Below are 23,093 nucleotides of genomic sequence, written 5' to 3'. Positions count from 1 at the left end.
GAAGCACCTGAACCACCTGAACCACCTGAACCACCGGAAGGCACTGACAATGAGACCCTCTCTTCTGGCCAAGGCGGCCGTCCCCGGCGCCCTGCTCGCCCTCGTCGCGCCGAACGTCGCGCACGCCGACTCCGCGAGCGTCACCGTGGCCAACCCCGGTGCCACCATCGGCCCGGCGACGCCCTTCACCGGCGTCTCGGCCCACGCCGACTGCGAGGACGGCCTCGTCTCCGGCGGCGGGATCACCCAGACCACCGGCGACGACCGGGCCGGCAACGGCAACCACGTGATGGGCATCGCGCCCGGCGCGGACGACCTGAGCGAGTTCACCGGCACGCCCGGGGTGGTCGGCCAGGACGTCACCCACTGGCTCGCCTTCGGCGGCAGCGGCAGCAACTACAGCCCGGCGTTCTCCAGCACGCCGTACGCGATGTGCCTGGACAGCAACCGGATCCGGCACACCCAGGTCGTCATGAACAAGGTCGCCGGGCCCTCGCTCTCGCAGGACTCCCGCCTCGTCACCGCCACCTGCCCGACCGGCACCCGCCTGATCGGCGGCGGCGCCCGCACCACCCCCGCGAGCGTCGGCAGCCTCAAGCCGATCGCGAGCTTCCCCACCTTCGCGGACGCCGCCCACGACTTCGGCAAGAAGGCGGCGGCCGACGGGGAGACCAACCCGGACTCGTGGACGGCCGTCGGCGGCATCGGCGGCGGACGCGACAGCGGCAACACCACGTTCGCGTACGCGATCTGCACCGGGGACCACGTCAAGGTCAAGAACCTGACGACGAAGGTCGGCTTCACCGAGGTGGCCGGCCCGACCGTGGCGGGCACCTCCGGCACGGCGACGGTCGGCTGTTCCGACGACGCCGACGAGCGCCACAGCCACTGGAGCCTCGTGAGCGGGGGCGCCGCGGCCAGCGGCGGCCACGTGACGACGACCGACTTCTCGAAGGCCGGCTCCGGCGGCACCCACCTCGTCGGCAGCTACCCGAGCGACGCCGACGCCACCCCGGCCGAGGACGGCACGGACGACCCCGACCACTGGTCGGCCACCGTCCACGTCGGGGGCTCCCCCTCGCCGAACACCTACACCGACGCCTGGGCCCTCTGCCTGAGCACCCACCCGGTTCACGGGGACTGAGGCTCCATCTGCGCATCGTCACCGCTCCGGCACTCGCCGGAGCGGTGACGGCGTTATACCCGCCCGATTCCGTGCGAAGAGCGCAGGCCCTGCGTGGTTCGTAGACATAGGAAGAACATGGCGCGGCCCGCAGCCATGCAAACCAAGCAGCGCGAACTGTCGCCTCGGGTGCCTGCAGTGCCACGGCCCTACAGTTCAGAACTCCCTTCGATGTTGGGCGGGCGGCGACGGAATACTGCTGGACCTGTCGATGACAGTTAGCTCTTGAGGATGAGCCGGAGCCACGGCTGCCCACCCTGCTGCAAACAGGAGGATCATTCCGGCGATGCCGGTGACTACAGTACCGATCTCGTAGTATCGGAACGGCCTCTGCGGTGCGTCATTCTCTGGATCTTCGACCTGACCCCGATCGCATTTGCGAATAAACCACTCCACGGAGAGTCGGGCACTACCCATGAGGACAGCCGCCACGATCACTGCGGCAACAAACGCCGCTCGAAGCCACTGCGTGCTCTCCGCGAACGAGTCCCGGGCCACTTCGCCGAAGAGAATCAGGCCCGCGAGAGCACCTCCAAAAAAGATGATTAGCTCGACCAGCCTCTTGCACTCTTGCAGGCCCTTCGCACCAGATCTTCTCTCTACCGTGTCACCGCCCGCCGAATCTTGCTTCGACCCTGCCCGCACAACATCCGCCGTGGCCACAGGCTCGGCGAGCAATCGGCGATCCGCCTCACAGGCGTCGGCCGGCACCCGCGGATCCTGCAGATCATCGTCCTCTTGCACCTGCCCGGCGGAGTCTTGACCGAGCACCGGCGGCTCCGCCGCCCGATCCTGCGGTTGGGCGATGCTCTCGTCCGCTGCTGCCGCTGAAGCCACACCTCGCAACTGCGGCCTTCGTACTCCCGGGCGAGGTCGATGGAGATGCACACGCACCCGAAGTTGAGGCAACCGATGTACTGGCCTTCGTGGATTCACGGGACGGCCACTCAGTAGTGCCAGGCACTATTAAGGAATTCCTTGAAGAAAGTCAGGCTATCTGCAACTTCCTCCCGCTCCAAGGAAGCTCCCTTGTGAAAGATGAACCGACACGCAGTGGCCACAACGACGTTGGCGATGAAGAGATCCACTGCCCGATCCGGGGGTGGCCCCTGCGGAAAGTCATCGCGAACCAGGCCCGCCGCCACCTCGACCACCGACACGATCCTCTCGGACGGTGCGGAGAGACCGTACTCATCAAGAAGGGAGAGCCCGCGACGGTAACCGCTGGCCACAGCCGGCCACTCAGCGAAGATATCGGATCCACTGAATCCATTCGGCATCTTCCACCCTCTCAGCCGCGCCAATCCACGCCCATTCAAGGGGGATAGTAATCTCAATCCCCCCTCTCGCGTAATACGACACACTCGTCAATATAATTCTGACAATATGCCATCCGCGAGCGCCTATCTGCCGACAACTGCAAGTCAGCTCCGAAGAAAGCAATCTGAGCCATCGCTGCGCCAGCCCACCCCGCCCCTCGGCTCCGCGGTCGCCACCCAAGCAGGCCCTCGACGAGGCCTGCAGCTCCGACGCCGCTTCGGTCCTGCCGCAGCGGCGCTGATGTCGTGTCCGGCCTTCTGCGCGCGGGAAGTCGACGTGGCCGACTTCCCGTGTCAGCAGACCGGGACGGGGGTGCCTCTCAGGAGGAGGGCCAGCCGGCGCCGCGCTCCCGGGTGTCCCAGGCGTCGTGGACACGGGAGGCCTCGTCGGGCGTCATCATGGTGCTGAGCTGGTGGCAAGGGAACCACTACAAGGCACGAGTGTTCGCCGGCGGGCGGTGTGGCCGAGCGTCCGGTTCATCCGCGGCCCACCTCGGGTTGGGCGTCAGGGCGCACTCGATCCGAGCGTTCTGCCTGACGCTGGTGGAGGACACGGCGGTCGCCATCGCGATGCCGCTGCGGGACGAGAAAATGCCCCTGCCGGTGCGCGCCGAGTGGGGCGGCCGACAGGGAGAGCACCCCTGGCCCATGAACGACCGTCGGCGGCGCCGGCGACCAAGTCCAAGCTCATTCTTGTTCACCAAAGCTCAAATATCTTATGCAATAAGCCCGTTGACATGATGTTCTGATCAGGGGAACATCACCTGCAGTCCGGTGGTGACATCGTCCGGGGAAGGTGCTCGAGGAGATGGTTTCAACGGAAGGCGACAGCGCCAGCATCGCGGAGCGGTGCCGCAAGGAGGGCGGGCTGATCGAGGTCACCCTCGGAGACCTTCGCGAGGAGCTTGGATACAAGAAGCTGGGGAAGTGGGTCCTTGTCGAGGTGGCAGAGGCCCTCACCAAGGCCAAGCTAGGGCACTTCCCGCCCGACATGCTTGATCCCCAGCTCAACATCGAGCCCCGACAGTGGCAGACGGTGTGGATCTACGACCGGGATGGCAGTCCGCGTGCACAGGTGATCGACGCCGTCCTCCATCCGGACCGACATGACGTCCGAGCAGCCTTGGACGGACTCGCCGGCGGGCACAACGAGGTGTTGACCCCAGAACAGAAGCTCGCGCGAATCCGAGATCTCGTGCGGGAGTAGCAGCACCTACACGGACGCCTGGGCCCTCTGCCTGAACACCCGCTCAGGGCACGGGGACTGATCCCTTTGTGGTCGTGCGCAGGAAGTCGGTTCGGCCGACTTCCTGCGCACAAGCCTGTCCTGCGTCAGGACGGGTAGACGATCGAACCCAGCGGCGGGCAGGGGATGAGCATCGTGCCGATGCCGGGGCGTTCGACGAACGCCCGCGCCTCGGCGGCCTGTTGGCGGCGGGTGTCCAGATCGTCGGCGTACCAGGCGTCGCTCCTGGCACGGGTGTAGTCCCACGAGCCGTCGATGAGGCCGAGGCTGACGTTGCCGGCGCTGCGCTGGAAGTCCGCCTTCACGGCGGCCTGCCGGAGTGCGGTCTGCGTGGCGGCGAGGTCGAGGCGGGTGATCAGCACGCCGGGGGTGTTCGGCTCGCGGGTCGGCATGGGGGCCTGCGGGAGCAGCGACACCCCGGTGTCGAGGCGGCCGATGTTGTCGACGGTCGCTTGCCGGGCCTCCCCCGCCGCGATCTGTATCTCCCGGTGCAGCCAGAGGAACTCGTCGAGGTCGGCCGGGGTGACGCGCATCCGCTCGTACAGGGCCCTGAACCGGGGATCGTGGTGCAGCGGGCGCACGAGCGGCATGTGGAACGCCACGCAGTCGTTGAACCCGTTCGCCACGGCGGCATCGAAGTGGAAGAGGCCCCGGTCCACCTGCCCCTGCGCGATGGCCAGACCACCGAGACCCGAGTGCCCCGACGCGACGAGCCACCTGCCGTCGGGGCCGAGCGCCGTGGCGCGCGCGACGACGTCGTGGAGGCCCGCCGTGACGTCGACGCCCCGTGGGGCGAGGCCGTGGGTCATGACCGCCACCGTCAGATCGTGCACGCGGGCGGTCAGTGAGGTGACGGTGTCGGCCATGGATCTCCTCGGTGGTCTTGAGGTGGGGTGGCAGGTGCTCAGGCTTGGGCGAGCCGGCCCTCTTCAAGACCGTCGAGGACGAATCCGTTGTCGAAGCGCACCCGGTAGGTGGTCCGAGCGCCGGATCCGCCGTCGAACGCTCCCACCCGGGCGACCTTCTGGCGGAGGTCATCGACCAGGCTCGCCACGAAGCCGTCGAGCCGGGCGCCGCGCATGTGCCGATCGAAGCTCGCGAGGTGGTCCTGGCCGACGCCGCCGGCCGCCGTGGTCGAGCTCATGACGGTACCCGCCAGGCCCTCGGCGAGGAACAGCGGGCCGGGGGCTCCGATCCCGGTAGCCGCGTCACCTGCGGTGACCTGCGTATCCCCGGTCAGCCTGACCCTCGTGCCGGTCTCGTACGGCATGGGTGTACCCCCATCGTTCGATCTTGGGCTGGATCGCCGCCAGCGTAACCGAGTTACCTTGGGGAGAAACGGTGTTCGGCAAGACTCGGGAGCTTCACGGCGGGGTTTGGCCGAACCCTCCCCGGGCAGCAGGGAGGGAGGGGGAACCATGTATCACAAGGAACAGGACCCGCCGCCCAGTTGCGGGGTCATCATTCTCGTCGGCCTGGCTCTGATGGTCGGCTTCTTCCTTTCGGCCGCCTCCTGTGACGCCGGTGGCAGCCCTGTCAGGTGCACTGGCGGCGCCTACGAGGCCGAGTGCCACTAGGCAAGGCCGCGGGGCCATCAGAGCAAATTCTCGTCACTCTGACGAAAACCGGGGTAGGCTCGCCACCGACGAACCGACCTCGGCCTTCGCGCCGACGACCTCTCTGGCGGTAAGGGACGTGGACGTCCGAGTGATCACGGACCGCGACAGCGTGCACCCCGGCGACGACCGGGCCTGGATGGAACCGGCCGAGCACCTGAACTCCCCGCCTGCCGTGGCGACGAAGTCCGAACGTCCCGCACTTCTTGACGAGCTCGCCACCCTGGTCACAGCCCGAATCTCTCGCAGGTGAACCGCCATCAACTCCTGGCCGCACTGCGCGACGCCGGGGTGAGTGACAGCTCGTACGGGATCACAGTGAGTGACCTGCCGAGGTCCAAGTACATCCAGGAGAGCATCCCGGTCCTCGTCGAGCAGACCGACGGCCGGTGGACGATCGAGGCCTGGGAACGCGGCCGACACTGGACCGAGGCGAGCTTCGACACCGAGGCGGCCGCCTGCGCGTATCTGTACGCCTATCTCGTGTAGCGGGGTCGTCACGGCTGTGCTCCCGGCTGGGGCTCGGTTGCTCGAGAGCGTGACTCGCGAAGTTCAGGACGACAGCCGCGCCCTTCATGAGAAGTCGGCGGGTCCGACCTTCCGCGCACGCAGTTCGGGGGGAGTGCAGGGAGACGAGCCCTGCGTCTCCGGCGCCGCTTGGGCAGGGCCGAGGCGGCGCCGATGTTGTGCCCATCCCTCTATCCACAGGAAGTCGGCGTGGTCGACTTCCTGCGTCAACGGATCGGGACGGGGATGCCTCGGAGGAGGAGGGGCCGGCCGGCGCCGTGTTCCCAGGCGTCCCAGGCGTCGTGGACGCGGCGGGCCTGGTCGGGCGGCATCACGGTGTCGAGCAGGTAGCAGGGCACCCAGTGCAGGGCGCGGATGTTCGCCGGCGGGCGGTGCAGAGTCACGGCCTTGGCCTGGCGTGGAGTCACGATGCCGCCCGCGTAGACGAAGTTGATGCCCTCGGGGTAGTTGTGCCGGGAGACGTAGTCGACGGTCAGGATCGTCCGCAGCGGCAGGACGAGGCCGGTCTCGGACTCCAGGTGGCGGCGGGCGGCGAGGTGGGGCAGCTCGTCGGCCTCGGCGCTGCCGCCGGGGAGGGTGTAGCCGTCGCGGTAGACCGGGTCGACGAGGAGGACGCAGAGTTCGCCTCCCAGGTCGGGGTCCTCGCGGAGGACGAGCGCCTGCTGGCCCAGGCGGCGGGCGGGCGGCTTGCGCATGAGGTGGTCGTTCAACTCTGCTCCTGGAGGGTTGACTTGGTTGGGTGCAGTTCCCCGAAGGTGTTCCACAGCGGCAAATCCACCGGCGGCGAGGGAACTCACGTGGAGTCCGGCGAGGAGGAGATCGCCCGGATTCACGCCGGCTCGTCGTTGAGGAGCCGGCGGCGGGAGAGGGCGCCCGAACCGGGCGCGATCTGCCGGGGATTGAGGACGCTGACCTGATCGGCCCGCGTGGTCCATTCGATGCCGCCGCCGATGGGCCGGAGGTACATGACGCCCGCGCACTGCTCCATGAAGACGCCCTCGCGGGGCCGGCCGTCATCGAGGTGACCGCGATCGATCACCACCTCGTGGAGGAGGGGGACTTCGGACAGCACGGATCTCTGGTCTTCGAACATGGGGGTCTCCGCAGTCGCACAGCGCCATCGGCTCATCACCTGGTGTAGCCATGATGGCGTGATTACCCCTACCATCGGAAGGGTTTCAGATCTCTAGTTGACTCGACTTTAAAGGTGAACGATCTTGGCCCGTAGACAAATTGATCCAACGTCATCTCCCCTCGCCGCACTTGCGGTTCAGATCACCAGGTCGCGTGAGGCAAAGGGGCTGACACAGATCGAGCTCGGCAGGCGAGTCGGGTACTCCAACGTCTACATCTCGAATGTCGAGGGCGCCAAACAGGCCCCATCTTTAAAGTTCGTAACTCTCTGTGAGGCCGAGCTTGGGACCGACGGTTCACTTGAGCTCCTGTGGTGGAGCTGGAAGAACGGATCGTTGATCCCGGGTTTTCCGGAGTACGCGGCCAAGGAGCGAGAGGCCTTGGCTATCAGGCTCTTCGAGGTGGACATGGTGCCGGGCATACTGCAACACCCGGACTACAGCGCCGCCTACGAGTCAGCTCCGGTTCGACGCGGAGAAGCAACGCAGGAACAGGCAGACGAGCGACTACAGCTCCTGTCCGTACGTCAACGACTCCTGGACCGCTCGACCGTCCACGTGGCCCTCGACGAGGCGGCCATTCGACGTCCGATCGGCGGGCCGGCCGCCATGGCGCGCCAACTGAGGCACTTGGAGCACCTGGCAACACAGCCCAACATCGTTGTGCAGGTCGCTCCTTACGCACTCGGCGAGGAGCGCCCGTTCTCGCATTCAGTGACGCTGCTCACCCTGCCGAACCGCACGATGGTGGGGTACACCGAGACGCTGCAACGAGGTTTCCTGGAACAGGACTCCGGGGTCGTATCCAGATGGGCAGGACAGTACGATCGGCTGCAGGTGAACGCCCTCAATCAGCCAGACAGCCTGGCCATGATCAGGGAGGCTCGGAAGGACTATGAACGGGATGCAAGACGACCTGACCGGCGCAGCATGGCGGAAGAGCACCTATAGCAACGGACAGGGCGGCTGCATCGAGGTGGATGACTCGCACCCTGGCAGGGTGCGGGACTCCAAGGACCCTCAGGGGCCGACCCTCGTGTTCCCGACCTCGGCCTGGCGATCGTTCGTCTCCGCCGTCCGAGCTGGCGAGTTCGGCGAGATCTGAACCTCCGAGGCGGTGGAAGCGCTGCCCACGACGGCATCGCTTGTGACCATCAGCACGGCACGAAGGGGCTGTTCAACATGAAGGTTGGCCTGACCGGCGCTTCCTGGATCAAGTCCTCGTACTCCAACAACGGCGGTGACTGTGTTGAGGTCACCTCCGACTTCCCCGGTCTACTGCCCGTCCGCGACTCCAAGGACCCCCAGGGGCCGGCCCTGATCTTCCGCACCGAGGCCTGGCGGTCGTTCGTCTCCGCCATCCGGACCGGCGAGTTCGGCGAGATTTGAAGCGCTGGACGAACTCTGCACGACTCAGGCCGCCCGCTCTACCCGAGCGGGCGGCCTACTGCGCGAGAGGGGGCGCTGGTGGTCTCCGCACTGCTGACAACCCCGGCCCTGCCCACCGCACCGGCCACGCGCATGCCGCAGCGCACGATGTGGAGCAAGGGCTACGATCCCTTCAAGTCGGACCTTGCCCGGGCCGGCTCGCTCAAGCTGATCAGGCTGGTGCGGAGGAGTTTTGAAAGCCATGCAGCACATTGACCTTTCCAGCGCCCAGTGGCGCAAGAGCACCTTCAGCGGCCAGGGCGGTGACTGCATAGAGGTCGCACCCAACATTCCCGGTCTACTGCCCGTCCGAGACTCCAAGGACGTTCAGGGGCCGACCCTAATCTTCCCCGCCGAGGCCTGGCGATCGTTCCTCGCCGCCGTCCGGGCCGGCGAGTTCGGTGAGATCTGAAGCCTCGGAGGAGATCCGCAAGGCACGAGAGGAACTAAGCAACCATGACTCCCTATCCTCACGAGCTGTCTCGTGCTAGCTGGTACAAGTCGACTTATAGCGACAACGGGGGCACCTGCGTCGAGGTCGCCTCCGACTTCCCCGGCCTCCTGCCCGTCCGCGACTCCAAGGACCCTCAGGGGCCGACCCTGATCTTCCCCGCCGAGGCCTGGCGGTCGTTCGTCTCCGCCGTCCGAGCTGGCGAGTTCGGCGAGATCTGAAACCTCGTAGGAGATCCGCAAGTTCACGGCGCGAGAGGAACATTATGACCCCTCAGGTGCACCCGACCGGCGCCTCATGGCGGAAGAGCACCTACAGCAACGGCGGCGGCGGCTGCGTCGAAGTCGACGACGCGCACCCGGGCAGGGTCCGTGACTCCAAGGACCCCGATGGCCCCGCGCTCGTCTTCCGCATCGAGGCCTGGCGGTCGTTCGTCTCCGCCGTCCAGGCTGGTGAATTCGGCGAGGTCTGAACCTCCCCCGGCCGCCCGCTCTACCCGAGCGGGCGGCCTATTGCGTCCCCGGCCACTGCGGCGAGTTCGTCGAGCAGTGCGGCGACGGCGGCGTCGGTGAACCGGTAACCGTCCACAGTCTCGGTGAGGTGGCCCGAGGCGATGCGGGAGTTCCACCACTCTTCGAGGCGGGCGGGGCCGTATCCGCCGGTGCGGAAGCCGTACGGCTCGTGTGCCGGGCCGCAGCCGGTGATCATGAGCTCGTACGTCGGCAGTGTGCCGGACCCCTCGGCCTGCGGAGGCGTCTTGAGGTACCCCTCGAAGGAGTCGACCCGGTTGAAGCTGGTGAACAGCCAGAACAGGTAGTCGTACATCAGCATGGAGCGCGCATCGGCGTGCAGGGCGAAGAACCCCTTGTCGTGCACGACGGCCGCCGCGAGCGCCCGCATTCGCCGGTCCGCGTCGGGCAGCACGTCCGCAACCTCGCCGAAAGCACGCAGCAGGACCGGGGAGAAGCTGCCGTCGCGCACCATGGCGAGCTCGGCGAGCCGGTCCTGCTCCGAGGTGTCGTAGACGGACTCGTCGACCAGGCCCGTGACGAACGCCTCGAAGTTCTCCGCGACCAGGGTGATCGCGAAGTCGTTCTCCTGGTCGACGTGCACCACGGTCGGCTCGCCGTCCGGACCGCACGCGCGGTAGTCGAGGGCGAGCATGTCGTGGCCTGCCGAGGGCGTGTCGGCGAAGTAGACACCGATGTCGGGGTACTCCCACATGTCGATCCAGAACAGGCTGCCGAACTCGCCGCCCAGCGACTGCGGCCGGGCATGCCCGATGCCCCGGATGCCGGTGATCTCGATGTAGTCGTCGGCCCAGGACGTCGGCTCGGCCATGGGGAAGCAGGTCCGGGCCGGAATGCCACCGTTGTGCGCGGTCATCAGCGCGACGTAGGAGTCGGGTAGACGGTATCCGCCGAGCTCGTCCTCCAACGCCTCGATCAGTTCTCGCGAGGGCGGCGTCTCCTCCACGTAGTCCTTCAGCGCGTACGCCGAGTCGTCCCAGAACCCGGCGACGTCGAAGCCCTCGAAGTTTCCCACTGCACCCTCCCGCGCCAACTCGTCCGGCGATTGTACGTTCGGCCCCGGGCGCGGACCGCGGTCGCCCAATCCCCTATCACCATCGCGTGATACACCTGTATCATCGAAGTCCTCGGCCAAGGTGCCGAGCTTCTCTTCCGAGCCATGCATCCAACCCATGCCTCCGACCCGGAAGGTCCTCCGAACATGCCAAGAATCTCCGCGCTCCTCATAGGCGCGTTCCTCACCGCACTCGCCCTGCCCGCTACACCGGCCGTGGCCTCAACGCCTGTTGCCGTCACTGACGCGGGAACCGTCCAGGGCACCGCCCACGACGGGTACCGCACCTTCCAGGGCATCCCGTACGCCGCCCCGCCCACCGGCGATCTCCGCTGGCGCGACCCGCAGCCCATAACGCCCTGGTCCGGCGCGCGTGACGCCACCGCACCCGGCAACCGCTGCCCCCAGGGCACGACCGGCGACGAGGACTGCCTCTACCTCAACGTCACTGCCCCGCAAGGCGCCAAGCACCGCCCGGTCGTCGTCTGGCTCCACGGCGGCAGCTTCACCGGTGGCGCCGGCAGCGACTACGACCCCCACCGCATGGCCGTCGACGGCGACGTCGTCGTCGTGACGGTCAACTATCGGCTCGGCATCTACGGCTACTTCGGCTACCCCGGACTCGCCGGCTCCGGCGACTTCGGGCTCGCCGACCAACAGGCCGCCCTGCGCTGGGTGCGCCGCAACGCGGCGGCGTTCGGCGGCGATCCCATGAACGTCACGCTGGCCGGGCAGTCGGCGGGCGGGATGAGCGTGTGCTCCCAGCTCACCTCGCCCTCCGCCGCCGGCCTGTTCGACAAGGCGATCATCCAGAGCGGGTCCTGCCTCATCGACTACCCGAAGGCGCTCTTCTGGCCGACCATGCCCGCCGGCTCGCCCTGGACGAGCCGGGCCGCCGTCGAGTCAGCGGGCAGTGCGCTCGGCACCGCCCTCGGCTGCACCGACGTCGACTGCCTACGCCACAAGCCCGCCGCCCAACTGGTCGACCACCTCGGGCAATTCACCAAGCCCGCGTACGACACCCCGCTGCTCCCCACCGAACCCGCCCAAGCGCTGCGGGAGGGCCGGTTCCAGCGCGTCCCGGTCCTCCAGGGCGGCACGCGCGACGAGCACCGCGGGTTCGCGGCCGTCCTCAACCTCGGGGACCCGATCACCGAACAGGGCTACCACGACCTCCTCACGCAGAGCTTCGGCGACCAGGCCGACGCCGTCGCCGAACGCTACCCGGCGAGCGACTACCCCTCCCCCGCCGTCGCCTGGGCCGCCGTCGCCACCGACCGGATATGGTCCTGCCCCACGCTGGCGGGCGACCGCCTACTCGCGCGCCACACCCCCGTGTACGCCTACGAGTTCGCCGACCGCACAGCCCCCGTGTCGGCCGGCCTCCCGCCCGGCTTCCCCTACGGCGCCTACCACGCCTCGGAGTTGCCGTACCTGTTCGACGTCGCCGGCCTGCCGACCACGCTCGACGCCGACCAGCAGCAGCTCGCCTACCGCATGATCCGCGACTGGACGCGCTTCGCCACCACCGGACACCCGTGGCAGCGGTTCGACGACAGCGAGGCGCACGACTTCACCACGGACGACGGACCTCGGACCGTCGACCTGGACGACGAGCACAACTGCGACCTCTGGACGTGAAGTTGCCTGAGGGGTGCCGGAGAGCCGGCACCCCTCGGGTCGGTTCAGACAAGCGACGCGTGCGACGGCACGACCACGCCGTACAGGTCGGCGATCGTCGCGAGCGCGCCGTCGTGGATCTGCCCGGCGGGAAATTCCACCCCGCCCGACGGCAGGGCCCGCGTCGCGCACGCGTCGGCGACGACGGTCGGCCGGTTGCCGCGCAGGAAGGCGCCGGCCGTCGTGAAGGCCACGCACATGTGGGTCATGAAGCCGGCCACGACGACGTCCTCGTGCCCGGCCGCGTCCAGCCGCTCGCCGAGGTCGGTGCCGACGAACGCGTCCGGGACCTGCTTGACCACGACGGCCTCGCCCTCGGCCGGGGCCACCGCCGGGTGGATCAGCCCGATCTCGGCCCGGACGTCGTACGGGGTGCCCTCGCCGCCGTCGTTGACGATGTGGATCACCGTGGCCCCGGCCTCCCGGGCCCGGGCGAGGAGCGCGGCGGCGGCGTCCAGGGCGGCCTGCCAGCCGTCGAGCTCCATCACGCCACGGGTGTAGGTGTTCTGGTAGTCGACCATGATCAGCGTCGCGGCGGCGAGCGAGGCGGGCGTCTCGTCGAGGCCGTTGAGCGCGCGAAGGGTGGTCGTGGACATGGGTGTACCGCCTCGGGTCGATTCAAAGGGAATGTCGGTCACTGCGGTGACCTGCGAGAACAACGCTAGGCGCGCTCACCGCACGTCGGCAATGCCGTCTAACATGCAGAAACCGACATCGCCGACTGCGACACCACCGCCTGCAACATCACCGACTGCGACACCACCGAAGCTGGGAGACGCCATGGCCCCCGCCGAACGACTCATCGTCATCGTCCTGTTCGAGGGCGTCGACCTGCTCGACGTCACCGGGCCGCCCGAGGTGTTCTCGCTCGTGCGGCGCGAGACGGACGACGCCACCGGCTACCGCGTCGTCCTCGCCGCCGAGACGGCCGCCCCGGTCACCACCGCCGCCGGGGTGCGCGTCCTGCCCGACGTCACCTTCGACGAGGCGGCCGGGCGCGCGATCGACACCCTCCTCGTGCCCGGCGCGGTCGAGGTCGACGGTGAGCGCCGGGTCAGCGCCGTCACCGATCCCGCCGTCGTCGCCCGGGTGAAGGAGCTCGCCGCGCACGCCCGGCGGGTCGCCTCCGTCTGCGTGGGCGCGCACATCCTGGCCGCGGCCGGGCTGTTGGACGGCCGGCGGGCCACCACGCACTGGTCCACCGCCGGCCAACTCGCCGCCGAGTACCCGGAGATCGAGGTCGACGCGGACCCGATCTTCATCCGCGAGGGCGAGGTCTGGACCGGCGCCGGCATCAGCGCCTGCCTGGACCTGTCGCTCGCGCTCGTCGCCGACGACTTCGGCGAGGAGCTGGCGCTGCGCGTCGCGCGGCAGCTCGTGATGTACCTCAAGCGCCCGAGCGGGCAGAGCCAGTTCAGCGTCCCGCTCGAACCGGTCTCGACGACCCGGCGGACCGAGGACCTGCGCCACCACATCACCGCGAACCTCACCGCGCCGCTCACCGTGGCCGACCTCGCCGCCCACGCGCACGTCGGGGAGCGGCAGTTGACCCGGATCTTCAAGACCGAGCTCGGCACGACCCCAAGCGCCTACGTCGAGTCGGCCCGCGTCGAGCGGGCCCGCAACCGGCTGGAGACCACCGACGAGACGCTCGAACGCATCGCGTCCACCTGCGGGTTCGGCACCACGGACACGCTGGTGCGGGCGTTCCGGCGCCAGCTGGACACGACACCGACGGAGTACCGCCGCCGTTTCCGGACCGTCCGGGGGTGAACCGGTCGACCCTGTCGACCCTGGACCCACCCGGCGGTCGGGATCACCGAGCGGACTTGTGCCGGTGATGTCCCACCGCCATGATCGTGCCCTGCATTCGGGCTGCGAGGCCATGGCGCCGCGGGGCCGAGGGCCGTGTACGGGGGAGACAGAGGCGCATGCAGGCGTTGACCGCAGGAAATCCGTCGGCGATCGGGCCCTACCGGCTCCTCGGGCGGCTGGGCGCGGGCGGGATGGGCCAGGTCTACCTCGGGCGCAGCCCGGGCGGGCGGACCGTGGCGGTGAAGCGGATCCGGGCCGAACTCGCCGCGGACGGCGAGTTCCTGGGACGGTTCCGGCGCGAGGTGGCGGCGGCCGCGTAACGCCCGAACGCCCGCGGTCCATGTGGCCGCGGGCGTCCGGGTGTTACGGGATGTGACGGTGCGTCAGCTGCGGGAGCCGCGGCGACGGGCGATCACCAGCGCGCCGCCGCCGACGGCGAGCAGCGCGGCGCCGCCGGCGCCGTAGGCGATCATCTGGCCGCTGTTGCCACCCGTGCTGGCCAGGACCGGCGCGGGCTTGGTCGAGACCGGCTTGGCGCTCGGCTTGCCGACCGGGCCGGTGGTGTCGGCCGGACCGGACGGGGCCGGCGCGGCCGGGGAGGCCGACGGGGTGCCGGTGGTGGCCGGCGCCGACGGCTTGGTGCTGGTGGAGGCCGAGGGCGAGGCGCTGGTCGACGGCGTCGTCGTCGCCGTGGGCGTCCCGGTCGGGTGCTGGGTGGGGGTGCCCGTGGGCGAGGCCGAGGTGGTCGGCGTGCCGGTCGGGGTCCGAGTCGGCGTGCCCGTGGCGGTCGGGGTGCCGGTCGGGGTCGGGGTCGGCGTGCAGGCCTTGCCGCCGTTCCAGGCCGTGATCAGGTCGTTCGGGAAGACCCCGTTGGGGTACTTCGGCAGCGGGTTGGCGACGCCGTCGAACTTCTGGTCGTTGTTGTACAGGTCGATCTGGCCGAAGCACTTCGGCAGGTGCTTGCTGACGTCCAGGGTCGCCTGGCTGTGGCCCTTGTTGAGCGTGGTGGTCGCCCAGCCGAGGAAGGTCTGCTTGCCCGAGGTCTCCCAGGTCGGGCCCTCGGTGTCGTACGAGGCCAGCGAGACCTCGTAGTCGCAGCCCTCGGTGATGTCGCCGACCAGGCGGACCTGGATGACGCCGTGCGGCTGGTCCATCCGGCCGTCTTCGGTCCAGGACTTGCCGCCGTCCACCGAGTACTTCACGTTGACGTCGCCACAGGCGTACTCGCCCTGGGCGTGCGCGGTGCCGGCGGTCATCAGCGGGGCGCCGATGGCTATGCCGAGGGCGGCAAGGGCCGGAAGGCTCCGGCGCAGGGGTTGGTGCACGAGGAAGCTCCCTAGTGGTGTGGTGCACGGTGCGGGTGGGGCCTCACCGCTCCCCCGGTGGCGGTCTTCACGGACCGTCACCGGAACTGAACAGACGTGAGGCCGTGACCGTACCGGATCGCCGGGGAGCACCCGCAGGCAGGGTCCGGACCGGGGTGCGGGCCCCGGTCCGGGCGTCAGGAGGCCTGTGCCCGGTACTCCGGGTCGTGGGCGAGCTCGGCGAGGAGGGCGTCCAGCTTGGCCCGGTCGACCGAGGGCATCACGAAGACGTGCACGTAGCTGCGGCGGGTGGACTCGTCACCGGGGACCATCACGACGTCCTGCGAGGACAGCGACCACTTCGCCACCAGGTCGGCGCTGGGCTGACGGAAGCGCACGGTGACGGCGCCGGGGGTGCGGGCCGTCCAGAGGTCGACGCCCAGGGCCGCGTCCAGGGCGCGCAGGCGGCGCTCCAGGTAGCCGGCGAGCTCCTGGGCGCGGCGGATGCGGTCCACCTGGTCCTGGTAGGAGTGGCGGGAGAGGTGGTCCCAGAGGATCAGCGGCGAGAAGCCGTTGCGGGAGCCGGCGAAGGTGGTGTCCGGCGCGCCTATGTAGTCGGGCTGGGACGGCGGGCAGATCTGGTACTTGACCTTCGTCATGTAGATGCCGCAGGGCCAGGGCGCGCCGGGCCACTTGTGGCCGCTCATGGCGATCGAGGAGACCATGTCGACGTCGCCGTGCTCCGCGGTCGGCAGGGTGAGGCCGAAGTCGAACTCGGGCAGCTCGACCTCGGGCGTCCAGCCGTACTGCTGGTCGGTCGCGGCGAGCCGCATGAAGGGCGCGTAGCCGGCGCCGAGGGCGCCGTCCACGTGGATCCAGAAGCCGCGGCGCACGTCGACCAGGGGCTCGCCGGTGGCCGGGTCGGTGCCGTAGACCACCTCGCGCCGCACCAGGCCGTGGCGCTCGAAGATCGGCAGCAGGCGCTCGCACACCGCGCGGACGTCGTCGTGCGCGCCCTTGAAGGTGCTGCCGAGGTTCAGGTTGACGAAGACCGGGTGGCCCTTCGCGGCGAAGAACTCGACCAGGACGGCGAGCGCGTCGACGTCGATCTCGCCGGTGCCGTCCCACGGGAGGCCGGACGGGCCGGGCCGGGAGGGCACCTCGGTGGGCCACGCGCGGCGCCCGGTGACCGGGTCGACCAGCGGGCACTCGTCCGCGTACTTCTCCAGGCCGACGGCGTGGAACGTCTCGACGCCGAGGACGCACACCGCCTTGGCGAAGGAGTAGTGGGTGTCCTCGGAGTAGAACGCCACCGGGCGGTGGGCGTTGGGGTTGCGGCGGTCGGGCGCGGCGCTGACGTAGCGCAGCGCGTCGAACGGGGCCGTCGGCGGCTGGATCAGCGCCTTGCCGCTGAGGTAGTCGCGGGCGTTCCAGAGCGCGTACATGTTGCCCTCGGTCGAGCCCATGGACAGCATGTAGCCCCAGTACGACTCGGGGTCGGCGGGGTCGTGCGGACGCTTCGCGTTCCACAGCCGCGCGTAGTAGTCGAGCACGGCGCGCTCGACGACCTTGGTGTTGGGCTTGTAGCCGCCGCTCTGGAACGGGTCGCCGAGGTTGTTGATGTTGTTCGGCATGAACCGGGCCAGGTCCAGCGCGGTGCCCTGCATGTCCTGGGTGGCCTGGTAGCCGACCAGGTGCTTGCGCTTGCGCGACAGGTACTCGTCGACCGTGTCCAGCGCGTGCTGGCGCTGCGTCTCGTCCAGACCGCCCGCGGGGAGCACGAACTCGGCGACGTCCAGCTCCGGGCCGGGGTCGACGGCGGTGCCGGCGATTCCAGTGGTGCCGGCGCTGAACGTGGCGGTCGGGCTCATGCGGGGGCGCTCCGGGAGGTCGAGAACGTAGGGGGCTGCGGGCCCAAGGATGGAACTTCCCGGCGCCTTTGAGAAGCTCCTCCGCAGGAAATTCGGTCGGAACTAGATCATGTTTGCGATTCTTCGGGAACGGCTGCGATCCTGGCGGGCATGCCGAACAATCCGCAGGCCGCCCGGACCGCCCGAACCCCGGTGGACGACGTGGACCGGGCGATCATCCGGGCCCTGGCCGACAACGCCCGCATCCCGAACAACGCCCTGGCCGAGGCCGTGGGCATCGCCCCCTCCACCTGCCTGGCCCGGGTCCGGGCGCTGCAGGAGCGCGGCATCATCCGCGCCTTCCGCGCCGAGGTCGACCCGGCGGCCATCGGGCTGCCGCTCCAGGCGATGATCTCGGTGCGCCTGCGCGCCCACACCCGCGAGCAGAACGAGAGCTTCCGCAACACCGCGCCCGACCTGCCCGGCGTCCTGGCCGTGTTCCACATGGCCGGTTCCGACGACTACCTCCTGCACGTCGGCGTGGCCGGCCCGGAGTCGCTGCGCGACTTCGTCGTCGACCACCTGACCACGCACCCAGCGGTGGCCCAGACCCGCACCAACCTGATCTTCGAGCAGATACCCGGCCGCCGGTACCTCGCTCCCCCGCCCTGACCTGGGCCGGAGCCGGCCCTATTGTCAGTGGGTACCGCTAGCGTTCCCCTCGGTGATCACCGGACGGGCCGGTGGGGGTTGCGGAAGGCGTAGGAGGGGCTGTGCGGCGCTGGGAGTTCGTGGCGGACGGATCCGCGAAGTTCTGGGAGGCGGCGGTCGAGGGCGCCTCGGTGCGCGTGCGCTACGGCCGGATCGGCGCGGAGGGGCGCGCGCAGGTCAAGGAGCTGGGCTCGGCCGAGGCGGCGCTGGCGCAGTTCGGGAAGCTGGTCGCGGAGAAGGAGCGCAAGGGGTACGCGGAGGTGGGCACCCGGCCGGTCCCGGCCGATGCTGCCCTGCCCGCCTCGCTGCCCGACGAGGACGCCTTCGTCATGCCCGCCGCGTGGAAGGAACTGGTCGAGCCGCGCCGCGGGAGGACGGCCCGCGCCGTGACCACGCCGTCGCCGGAGTCCCTGGCCACGGCGGAGCAGCACCTCGCGACCGACCGGGAGTGGATCGAGCAGGCCCTGGCGTCCCCGCACTCCGACCCGGAGCTGGTCCGCGCCGCCCGCGCCTTCCTCGCCGGGAAGGCCGACGCGCTCGGCGCCGTCGCGGTCGCGAGTCTGCGCCCTGGTTCGATGCAGACCCGGGTGGACGCGGTGCTGTTCACCGACGCGTGGGTGGTCCGGCACGGGCTCGTGTTCGCCGCACGCGCAGTCGTGGAAGCCTTCGGTGTCGAGGCGACGTGGGGCCACGGCCACCACTACCGGACGCAGCCGCGCCTGCGGTCCCTGGGGCCGAAGGACGCCTTCCCGTTGCACCTGACGGTGGGGCCGGCGGACCGGGTGCGGGCACTGCTCTCCGTCGCGGACGAGGCGACGTACGACGGCGTCGTCGCCACCCTCGCGACGCTCCGCACCACGCCGCTTCGCCGTGCCGTCGCCACCTATCTCGCTCCCGGCACCCCCGGCTGGGCCGACGAGTGCGTCGCGGACGAGCCCGACTACGGCGACGACGCGCGGCAGCTGCGGCCGATGCTGCTCCGCTCGCTCGACGACCCCGGGCAGGTCGAGCGCCTCGGCCCCTACTCCAAGCACATGTGGCCCAGTTGGTCGGTCGCGCTCGTCGCCACGCTCGCCGACGCCGTCGGTACGGCGTGCGTGCCGCTCCTCGGCGAGGCGCTCGGCATCGTCTACGGCGGCGACGCGGTGCGGGCCATGGCGGCGGCCGTGGCACGGTTCCCGACCGACGACGCCTTCCGTCTCCTGCTCGCCCGCATCGACGACAAGCACGTCCGGCCCGCGCTCCAGGACGCCATGCAGCGCTACCCGGTCCGCGCCACGCGGCTGCTCGCCGAGGCCGTGCTCAAGGCGGGCGGCGCAGCGCCGGCGGCACGGCGGCTCCTCACCACCCACGCGCTCCTGCACCTGGCCGACCTGCCCGCGATTCTGGCACAACTCGACGACGCTTCCGCCGAGTTGGTCGGCTCGCTGGACGGCGTCCGGGGCCGTGTACCCGACGCGCCCGCCGAGGCGCTGCCGTCGGTGCTGGTCTCGCCGCCGTGGACGCGCAAGCCGACGCCGCCCCGCAAGGCGCGCGTGCTCAAGGGCCTGGAGCCGGACGACGTGACGGTGGAGGCCTGGCTCCCGGGGGAGCGGGAGAGCTGGGCCGCCGGGGCGGCGGACTACAGCCGGTGGGAGTACCCGGAGTCGACGGACTGGGCGGCCGAGGCGGCGCGGGTCCTGGTGGGAAGTGGCGGCAGCCACTGGTACGCGGTCCGGCTGCTGATGATGGGGCCCGCGGAGGAGCTCGCCTCCTGGGTCCGCACCTGGCGGCCCGACGCCCACTACGACGGGCACGAGCCGCTGCTTCCCCTCGTCGCCCGGTACGGTCCGGCCGCGCTGCCGACGGCCGTGTCGCTCGCGCGCACCAGGCCGGCGAGCTACGCACCGCTGCTCGCGCCGTTCCTCTCGCCCGACACGGCGCGGATCATGGCCGACTGCCTGGTCCGGCTCAAGTCCATGCGGTCGGAGGCCCGTTCGTGGTTCGAGCGGCACGGCGTGGCCGCCGCGCTGCTGCTCGTCCCCGACGCGGTGGGCCCGGCCGGGCGAGCCCGCAAGGCCGCCGAGGAGGCGCTGCGCGCGGTCGCGACCGCCGAGAGCCCGGAGGTCCTCCTCGCGGCCGTGGCCGACCGGTACGGCACGGAGGCTGCGGGGATCGCAGCCGACGCGCTCGACACGGACCCTGCCGCGACGGGCGTGCCGGCCAAGCTGCCGGTCCTGCCCGCGTGGGCGCGGCCCGCGCTGCTCCCGCAGGTACTGCTGGCCGACGGTCGGGCCCTGCCGGAGGAGGCCGTCGGGCATGTGCTGACGATCCTCGCGCTGTCCGGACCCGGCGCGCCCCACCCCGCGCTCGCCACCGTCGTCGAGGCCTGCCGTGCGGACTCGCTGACCGCCTTCGCGTGGGCGCTGTTCCAGGAGTGGCACCTGGCCGGGATGCCCGCCCCGGAAACGTGGACGCTGCACGCGCTCGGCTTCCTCGGGGACGACGAGACCGTCCGCCGGCTCACCCCGCTCCTGTGCGCCTGGCCCGGGCAGGACGCGCACCACCGCGCCGTCGAGGGCCTGTCCGTCCTGGCGGCCATCGGCAGCGACGTCGCCCTCCTGCACCTGCACACCATCGCCCAGCGGGTGAGGTTCAAGGCGCTCAAGCAACGCGCCCAGGAGAAGATCGCCGAGGTCGCCGAGAGCTTGGGCCTCACCGGAGAGCAGCTCTCCGACCGCCTCGTGCCGGACCTCGGGCTCGACCCGGACGGCACGACGGTCGTCGACTACGGCCCGCGCCGCTTCACCCTCGGGTTCGACGAGGAACTGCGCCCGTACGTGCTGGACGGCGACGGCAAACGGCTCAAGGACCTGCCCGCCCCGGGCGTCCGGGACGACCAGGAGCTGGCCCCGGCCGAGCGCAAGCGCTTCGTCGCACTGAAGAAGGAGGTCCGGGCGATCGCCTCGGACCAGATACGCCGACTGGAGGCGGCCATGGTGGCAGGGCGCACCTGGACGGCCGGCGAGTTCCGGGAGCTCTTCGTCCAGCACCCGCTGGTACAGCACCTCGTGCGGCGGCTCGTCTGGCTCGCGGAGAGCGCGGACGGCACGACCACCGCCTTCCGCGTCACCGGGGAGCGCAGCTTCACGGACGTCGAGGACTCCGTATTCGTCCTCCCCGAGGACGCGACGGTCCGCCTCCCGCACCCGCTGCTCCTCGGCGAGGCGGCCGTGGCGGCGTGGGTGGAGCGCTCCGCCGCTCACGGGATCGCCCAGCCGTTCCCGCAACTCGCGCGCCCGGTGCGGGCGGTGACTCCGGAGGAGGCCGCCGTCAGCCACCTGCACCGGTTCGAGGGTCAAACGGTGCCGACGGGCCGCCTGCTCGGACTCACCAAACGCGGCTGGGAGCGCGGCCAACCGCAGGACGCGGGCATCGAGCGCTGGTTCTCCAAGAAGCTCGGCGAGGGCCTCCACCTCGTCATCGCGCTCAACGAGGGGATCTGGGTCGGGGTCGTCGACGAGTTCCCCGACCAGACCTTCGAGACGGTCTGGCTGGACCGCACGCCGCGCGACCACTGGAGCAGGACCGAGTACCCGGCGACCTTCGGCGAGCTCGACCCCGTCGTGGCCTCCGAGCTCCTCGCCGACCTGGAGGCGGTGACGGCGCCGTAGCCTCCGTGCGGGCATAGGCCCACGGGTGTAAACCCGTGGGCCTAATCCCGCACGGGTGATCAATCCGTGGGCCGATGCCCTACCGGGAGGGCACGTGACAGCGTTCCTCCCGTGCCCACGGACCTTCCGTCGCGGCATGACTGACGATCCGTGACCTTGGGGAGGGCTCGTGACCACCACTCCGACCGCCGCACCGCCCACCGGCCGCACGGGCCTGTCGCGCCGCCGCATGCTGGGCGCCGCGCTGGCCGCCGGGGCCGCCGTGCCGCTCGCCGCCGTCGCCGGCCCCGCGTGGGCGGCGCCGGCCCCGACGGCCCCGACGACCCCGACGGCCGGAGCCCCGGGGCGGCTGACGCTGCCCGAGCCCACCGGGCCGCACCCGGTGGGCCAGGTGCGGCTGCACCTCGTCGACCGGTCGCGTCCGGACGCCATCGCCGGGCCGGGGAAGTTCCGCGAGCTGATGGCCACCGTCTGGTACCCGGCGCGGGACGTCGAGCGGTACCCGGTGGCGCCCTGGATGCCGGCCGGCGCGCTCAAGGCGTTCCTCTCCGACGTCGGGGTCGCCCTCGATCCCGCGCTGGCGCCGCTCACTTCGGGCCACACGGGCGCCCCGGTGCGGCGATCGGGCCGGCGGCTGCCCGTCGTCGTGTACGCGCACGGCGCGCACAGCCACCAGGGCGACCACACGATCATGGTCCAGGAACTCGCGAGCCACGGGTACGCGGTCATCACGGTCGCCCACGCCTACGACTCGTTCACGGAATTCCCCGACGGCCGGATCGCCGTCCCCATGGGCGGCCCGAACACGCCCACGGCTCCGGGCGACTTCGCCGCCGACCTGCGCTTCCTCCTCGACTGCGCCGAGCAGCTCGCCGCCGGGTGCAATCCGGACGTCGACGGGCAGGAGCTGCCGAAGGGGCTGCTCGGCTCCCTCGACCCGCAGCGCATGGGCGCGTTCGGCTGGTCGAAGGGCGGCACGGCCACCGCGTGCGCCACCCTCGCGGACCGGCGCATCCGGGCCGGGCTGAGCCTCGACGGCCCGATGCAGATGCGCCCGGCGTTGAGCGGCGATCTGGACCGGCCGTTCATGATGATGACCGCCGAGTTCACCCGGGCCACCGATCCCACCGCCGAGCAGTTCTGGGAGCACCTGCGCGGCTGGCGGCTCAACATCCAGGCCCAGGGCGCCCTCCACTCCTCCTACGGCGACAGCCAGGCGCTGTACCCGCAGGTGGCGCAGCTGCTCGGCTGGAGCCCGCAGCAGCTCCAGGACGTGATCGGCACCCTCGATCCGGACGAGGCCGTACGGATCCAGCAGGCGTACCCGCTCGCGTTCTTCGACGAGCACCTGCGCCACCGCGGCGGGCACCTGCTCGACGGGCCGTCGCGCGACTTCCCGGCGGTGACGTACCTGCCGTGAGGCGGTGGACGGCGGCGCCCCGGACGGGCGCCGCCGTCCTGCGTGTGGCCGTCCTGCGCATCGCCGTCCGGTGCATGGCCGAAAGCCGCGCCTTGATGGGGTCCTGACACTCGATAGGGTTAAATTAAGGTAATTTTACGGGGCCAACCGGGTGAATATCACCGGACCCTCG

Annotated in this window: 25 protein-coding genes and 1 pseudogene; 16 read left to right on the top strand and 10 right to left on the bottom strand. The window is 70.4% G+C overall.

Annotation, left to right across the window (positions count from 1 at the left end; translation table 11 throughout):
• Window positions 1-49 precede the first annotated feature (49 nt).
• Window positions 50-1,144 carry a hypothetical protein gene (locus tag ACFXDE_RS19295; RefSeq protein WP_380495771.1) on the top strand — a complete coding sequence of 365 codons (1,095 nt, stop codon included), beginning with the start codon at window positions 50-52 and terminating at the stop codon, window positions 1,142-1,144.
• Window positions 1,145-1,339: 195 nt separating this feature from the next.
• On the opposite strand, the gene ACFXDE_RS19290 is transcribed toward ACFXDE_RS19295, so the two are convergent.
• Together ACFXDE_RS19290 and ACFXDE_RS19285 are read right to left on the bottom strand one after the other, a co-directional pair.
• Window positions 1,340-1,894, bottom strand: a complete 555-nt coding sequence (locus ACFXDE_RS19290) for a hypothetical protein (protein ID WP_380495770.1) — start codon at window positions 1,892-1,894, stop codon at window positions 1,340-1,342.
• A gap of 236 nt (window positions 1,895-2,130) precedes the next feature.
• Entirely contained in the window at window positions 2,131-2,463 is a 333-nt protein-coding gene (locus ACFXDE_RS19285) for a hypothetical protein (RefSeq protein ID WP_380495768.1), read from the bottom strand.
• An 835-nt stretch (window positions 2,464-3,298) separates the two neighbouring features.
• On the opposite strand from ACFXDE_RS19285, the gene ACFXDE_RS19280 reads away from it, so the two are divergent.
• Window positions 3,299-3,709, top strand: a complete 411-nt coding sequence (locus tag ACFXDE_RS19280) for a hypothetical protein (RefSeq protein ID WP_380495766.1) — start codon at window positions 3,299-3,301, stop codon at window positions 3,707-3,709.
• Between the two features lie 125 nt (window positions 3,710-3,834).
• Here ACFXDE_RS19280 and ACFXDE_RS19275 read toward each other — a convergent pair whose 3' ends face one another.
• Both ACFXDE_RS19275 and ACFXDE_RS19270 read right to left on the bottom strand, forming a co-directional pair.
• Complete coding sequence (locus tag ACFXDE_RS19275; RefSeq protein WP_380495764.1) at window positions 3,835-4,614, bottom strand: hypothetical protein; 780 nt, start codon at window positions 4,612-4,614, stop codon at window positions 3,835-3,837.
• A 38-nt stretch (window positions 4,615-4,652) separates the two neighbouring features.
• The gene (locus ACFXDE_RS19270; RefSeq protein ID WP_380495762.1) at window positions 4,653-5,018 is read right to left on the bottom strand and encodes a hypothetical protein; all 366 of its coding nucleotides are present in this window, start codon (window positions 5,016-5,018) and stop codon (window positions 4,653-4,655) included.
• Between the two features lie 595 nt (window positions 5,019-5,613).
• Here ACFXDE_RS19270 and ACFXDE_RS19265 point away from each other — a divergent pair.
• A complete protein-coding gene (locus ACFXDE_RS19265) occupies window positions 5,614-5,853 on the top strand; it encodes a hypothetical protein (RefSeq protein ID WP_380495760.1) in 240 nt (79 codons plus the stop codon).
• A 245-nt stretch (window positions 5,854-6,098) separates the two neighbouring features.
• On the opposite strand, the gene ACFXDE_RS19260 is transcribed toward ACFXDE_RS19265, so the two are convergent.
• Both ACFXDE_RS19260 and ACFXDE_RS19255 read right to left on the bottom strand, forming a co-directional pair.
• Window positions 6,099-6,602 (bottom strand): NUDIX domain-containing protein, encoded by a 504-nt coding sequence (locus ACFXDE_RS19260; protein WP_380495758.1) that lies wholly within the window; start codon window positions 6,600-6,602, stop codon window positions 6,099-6,101.
• A gap of 119 nt (window positions 6,603-6,721) precedes the next feature.
• Window positions 6,722-6,985 (bottom strand): hypothetical protein, encoded by a 264-nt coding sequence (locus ACFXDE_RS19255; protein WP_380495756.1) that lies wholly within the window; start codon window positions 6,983-6,985, stop codon window positions 6,722-6,724.
• Between the two features lie 124 nt (window positions 6,986-7,109).
• Between ACFXDE_RS19255 and ACFXDE_RS19250 the strand changes: the two genes are divergently transcribed.
• The 7 genes from ACFXDE_RS19250 to ACFXDE_RS19220 all read left to right on the top strand — a co-directional run bounded on the left by ACFXDE_RS19250 (window position 7,110) and on the right by ACFXDE_RS19220 (window position 9,376).
• Window positions 7,110-7,976, top strand: coding sequence for a helix-turn-helix transcriptional regulator (locus ACFXDE_RS19250; RefSeq protein ID WP_380495754.1), 867 nt, complete (start codon window positions 7,110-7,112; stop codon window positions 7,974-7,976).
• Window positions 7,921-8,130: a DUF397 domain-containing protein gene (locus ACFXDE_RS19245; protein WP_380495752.1), complete on the top strand. Its 210-nt coding sequence runs from the start codon at window positions 7,921-7,923 to the stop codon at window positions 8,128-8,130. Before ACFXDE_RS19250 ends, ACFXDE_RS19245 begins: the two co-directional genes overlap by 56 nt.
• Window positions 8,131-8,207: 77 nt before the next feature.
• Window positions 8,208-8,414 (top strand): DUF397 domain-containing protein, encoded by a 207-nt coding sequence (locus tag ACFXDE_RS19240; protein ID WP_380495750.1) that lies wholly within the window; start codon window positions 8,208-8,210, stop codon window positions 8,412-8,414.
• Between the two features lie 78 nt (window positions 8,415-8,492).
• Complete coding sequence (locus ACFXDE_RS19235; RefSeq protein ID WP_380495748.1) at window positions 8,493-8,669, top strand: hypothetical protein; 177 nt, start codon at window positions 8,493-8,495, stop codon at window positions 8,667-8,669.
• Window positions 8,656-8,865, top strand: a complete 210-nt coding sequence (locus tag ACFXDE_RS19230) for a DUF397 domain-containing protein (protein ID WP_380495746.1) — start codon at window positions 8,656-8,658, stop codon at window positions 8,863-8,865. The genes ACFXDE_RS19235 and ACFXDE_RS19230 overlap by 14 nt, the downstream gene beginning before the upstream one ends.
• Before the next feature lie 44 nt (window positions 8,866-8,909).
• Complete coding sequence (locus ACFXDE_RS19225) at window positions 8,910-9,125, top strand: DUF397 domain-containing protein (protein ID WP_380495744.1); 216 nt, start codon at window positions 8,910-8,912, stop codon at window positions 9,123-9,125.
• Window positions 9,126-9,169: 44 nt separating this feature from the next.
• The gene (locus ACFXDE_RS19220; RefSeq protein WP_380495742.1) at window positions 9,170-9,376 is read left to right on the top strand and encodes a DUF397 domain-containing protein; all 207 of its coding nucleotides are present in this window, start codon (window positions 9,170-9,172) and stop codon (window positions 9,374-9,376) included.
• 20 nt (window positions 9,377-9,396) lie between these two features.
• Here the strand turns inward: ACFXDE_RS19220 and ACFXDE_RS19215 are convergent, their stop codons facing one another.
• Window positions 9,397-10,449, bottom strand: a complete 1,053-nt coding sequence (locus tag ACFXDE_RS19215; protein ID WP_380495740.1) for an SMI1/KNR4 family protein — start codon at window positions 10,447-10,449, stop codon at window positions 9,397-9,399.
• 186 nt (window positions 10,450-10,635) lie between these two features.
• Between ACFXDE_RS19215 and ACFXDE_RS19210 the strand changes: the two genes are divergently transcribed.
• A complete protein-coding gene (locus tag ACFXDE_RS19210; protein ID WP_380495737.1) occupies window positions 10,636-12,129 on the top strand; it encodes a carboxylesterase/lipase family protein in 1,494 nt (497 codons plus the stop codon).
• Between the two features lie 44 nt (window positions 12,130-12,173).
• Here the strand turns inward: ACFXDE_RS19210 and ACFXDE_RS19205 are convergent, their stop codons facing one another.
• Entirely contained in the window at window positions 12,174-12,764 is a 591-nt protein-coding gene (locus ACFXDE_RS19205) for an isochorismatase family protein (protein WP_380495734.1), read from the bottom strand.
• A gap of 184 nt (window positions 12,765-12,948) precedes the next feature.
• On the opposite strand from ACFXDE_RS19205, the gene ACFXDE_RS19200 reads away from it, so the two are divergent.
• Window positions 12,949-13,941, top strand: a complete 993-nt coding sequence (locus ACFXDE_RS19200) for a GlxA family transcriptional regulator (RefSeq protein WP_380495732.1) — start codon at window positions 12,949-12,951, stop codon at window positions 13,939-13,941.
• Between the two features lie 158 nt (window positions 13,942-14,099).
• Window positions 14,100-14,297: pseudogene (locus tag ACFXDE_RS19195) on the top strand (serine/threonine protein kinase); the annotation flags it as partial.
• A 69-nt stretch (window positions 14,298-14,366) separates the two neighbouring features.
• Here the strand turns inward: ACFXDE_RS19195 and ACFXDE_RS19190 are convergent.
• Both ACFXDE_RS19190 and ACFXDE_RS19185 read right to left on the bottom strand, forming a co-directional pair.
• On the bottom strand, window positions 14,367-15,308 hold the full coding sequence (locus tag ACFXDE_RS19190; protein WP_380495730.1) for a hypothetical protein: 942 nt from the start codon (window positions 15,306-15,308) through the stop codon (window positions 14,367-14,369).
• 176 nt (window positions 15,309-15,484) lie between these two features.
• Window positions 15,485-17,158, bottom strand: coding sequence for a histidine decarboxylase (locus tag ACFXDE_RS19185; protein WP_380495728.1), 1,674 nt, complete (start codon window positions 17,156-17,158; stop codon window positions 15,485-15,487).
• A 150-nt stretch (window positions 17,159-17,308) separates the two neighbouring features.
• On the opposite strand from ACFXDE_RS19185, the gene ACFXDE_RS19180 reads away from it, so the two are divergent.
• The 3 genes from ACFXDE_RS19180 to ACFXDE_RS19170 all read left to right on the top strand — a co-directional run bounded on the left by ACFXDE_RS19180 (window position 17,309) and on the right by ACFXDE_RS19170 (window position 22,921).
• The gene (locus tag ACFXDE_RS19180; protein ID WP_380441435.1) at window positions 17,309-17,809 is read left to right on the top strand and encodes an Lrp/AsnC family transcriptional regulator; all 501 of its coding nucleotides are present in this window, start codon (window positions 17,309-17,311) and stop codon (window positions 17,807-17,809) included.
• A gap of 101 nt (window positions 17,810-17,910) precedes the next feature.
• Window positions 17,911-21,501 carry a DUF4132 domain-containing protein gene (locus ACFXDE_RS19175; protein ID WP_380495726.1) on the top strand — a complete coding sequence of 1,197 codons (3,591 nt, stop codon included), beginning with the start codon at window positions 17,911-17,913 and terminating at the stop codon, window positions 21,499-21,501.
• A 169-nt stretch (window positions 21,502-21,670) separates the two neighbouring features.
• On the top strand, window positions 21,671-22,921 hold the full coding sequence (locus ACFXDE_RS19170) for an alpha/beta hydrolase family protein (protein ID WP_380495724.1): 1,251 nt from the start codon (window positions 21,671-21,673) through the stop codon (window positions 22,919-22,921).
• The last annotated feature ends 172 nt before the right edge of the window (window positions 22,922-23,093 follow it).

The sequence above is a fragment of the Kitasatospora sp. NPDC059408 genome, assembly GCF_042751525.1.
GTDB lineage: Bacteria > Actinomycetota > Actinomycetes > Streptomycetales > Streptomycetaceae > Kitasatospora.
The sequence above is the reverse complement of the archived record's forward strand: the minus strand, read 5'-3'. Positions and strand labels throughout refer to the sequence as shown.

Coding starts and splice junctions, on each gene's coding strand:
- ACFXDE_RS19185 (WP_380495728.1), bottom strand. CDS start 17,158: ATGAGCCCGACCGCCACGTTCAGCGCCGGCACCACTGGAATCGCCGGC.
- ACFXDE_RS19245 (WP_380495752.1), top strand. CDS start 7,921: ATGAACGGGATGCAAGACGACCTGACCGGCGCAGCATGGCGGAAGAGC.
- ACFXDE_RS19285 (WP_380495768.1), bottom strand. CDS start 2,463: ATGCCGAATGGATTCAGTGGATCCGATATCTTCGCTGAGTGGCCGGCT.
- ACFXDE_RS19205 (WP_380495734.1), bottom strand. CDS start 12,764: ATGTCCACGACCACCCTTCGCGCGCTCAACGGCCTCGACGAGACGCCC.
- ACFXDE_RS19200 (WP_380495732.1), top strand. CDS start 12,949: ATGGCCCCCGCCGAACGACTCATCGTCATCGTCCTGTTCGAGGGCGTC.
- ACFXDE_RS19270 (WP_380495762.1), bottom strand. CDS start 5,018: ATGCCGTACGAGACCGGCACGAGGGTCAGGCTGACCGGGGATACGCAG.
- ACFXDE_RS19295 (WP_380495771.1), top strand. CDS start 50: ATGAGACCCTCTCTTCTGGCCAAGGCGGCCGTCCCCGGCGCCCTGCTC.
- ACFXDE_RS19275 (WP_380495764.1), bottom strand. CDS start 4,614: ATGGCCGACACCGTCACCTCACTGACCGCCCGCGTGCACGATCTGACG.
- ACFXDE_RS19230 (WP_380495746.1), top strand. CDS start 8,656: ATGCAGCACATTGACCTTTCCAGCGCCCAGTGGCGCAAGAGCACCTTC.
- ACFXDE_RS19180 (WP_380441435.1), top strand. CDS start 17,309: ATGCCGAACAATCCGCAGGCCGCCCGGACCGCCCGAACCCCGGTGGAC.
- ACFXDE_RS19220 (WP_380495742.1), top strand. CDS start 9,170: ATGACCCCTCAGGTGCACCCGACCGGCGCCTCATGGCGGAAGAGCACC.
- ACFXDE_RS19255 (WP_380495756.1), bottom strand. CDS start 6,985: ATGTTCGAAGACCAGAGATCCGTGCTGTCCGAAGTCCCCCTCCTCCAC.
- ACFXDE_RS19240 (WP_380495750.1), top strand. CDS start 8,208: ATGAAGGTTGGCCTGACCGGCGCTTCCTGGATCAAGTCCTCGTACTCC.
- ACFXDE_RS19225 (WP_380495744.1), top strand. CDS start 8,910: ATGACTCCCTATCCTCACGAGCTGTCTCGTGCTAGCTGGTACAAGTCG.
- ACFXDE_RS19210 (WP_380495737.1), top strand. CDS start 10,636: ATGCCAAGAATCTCCGCGCTCCTCATAGGCGCGTTCCTCACCGCACTC.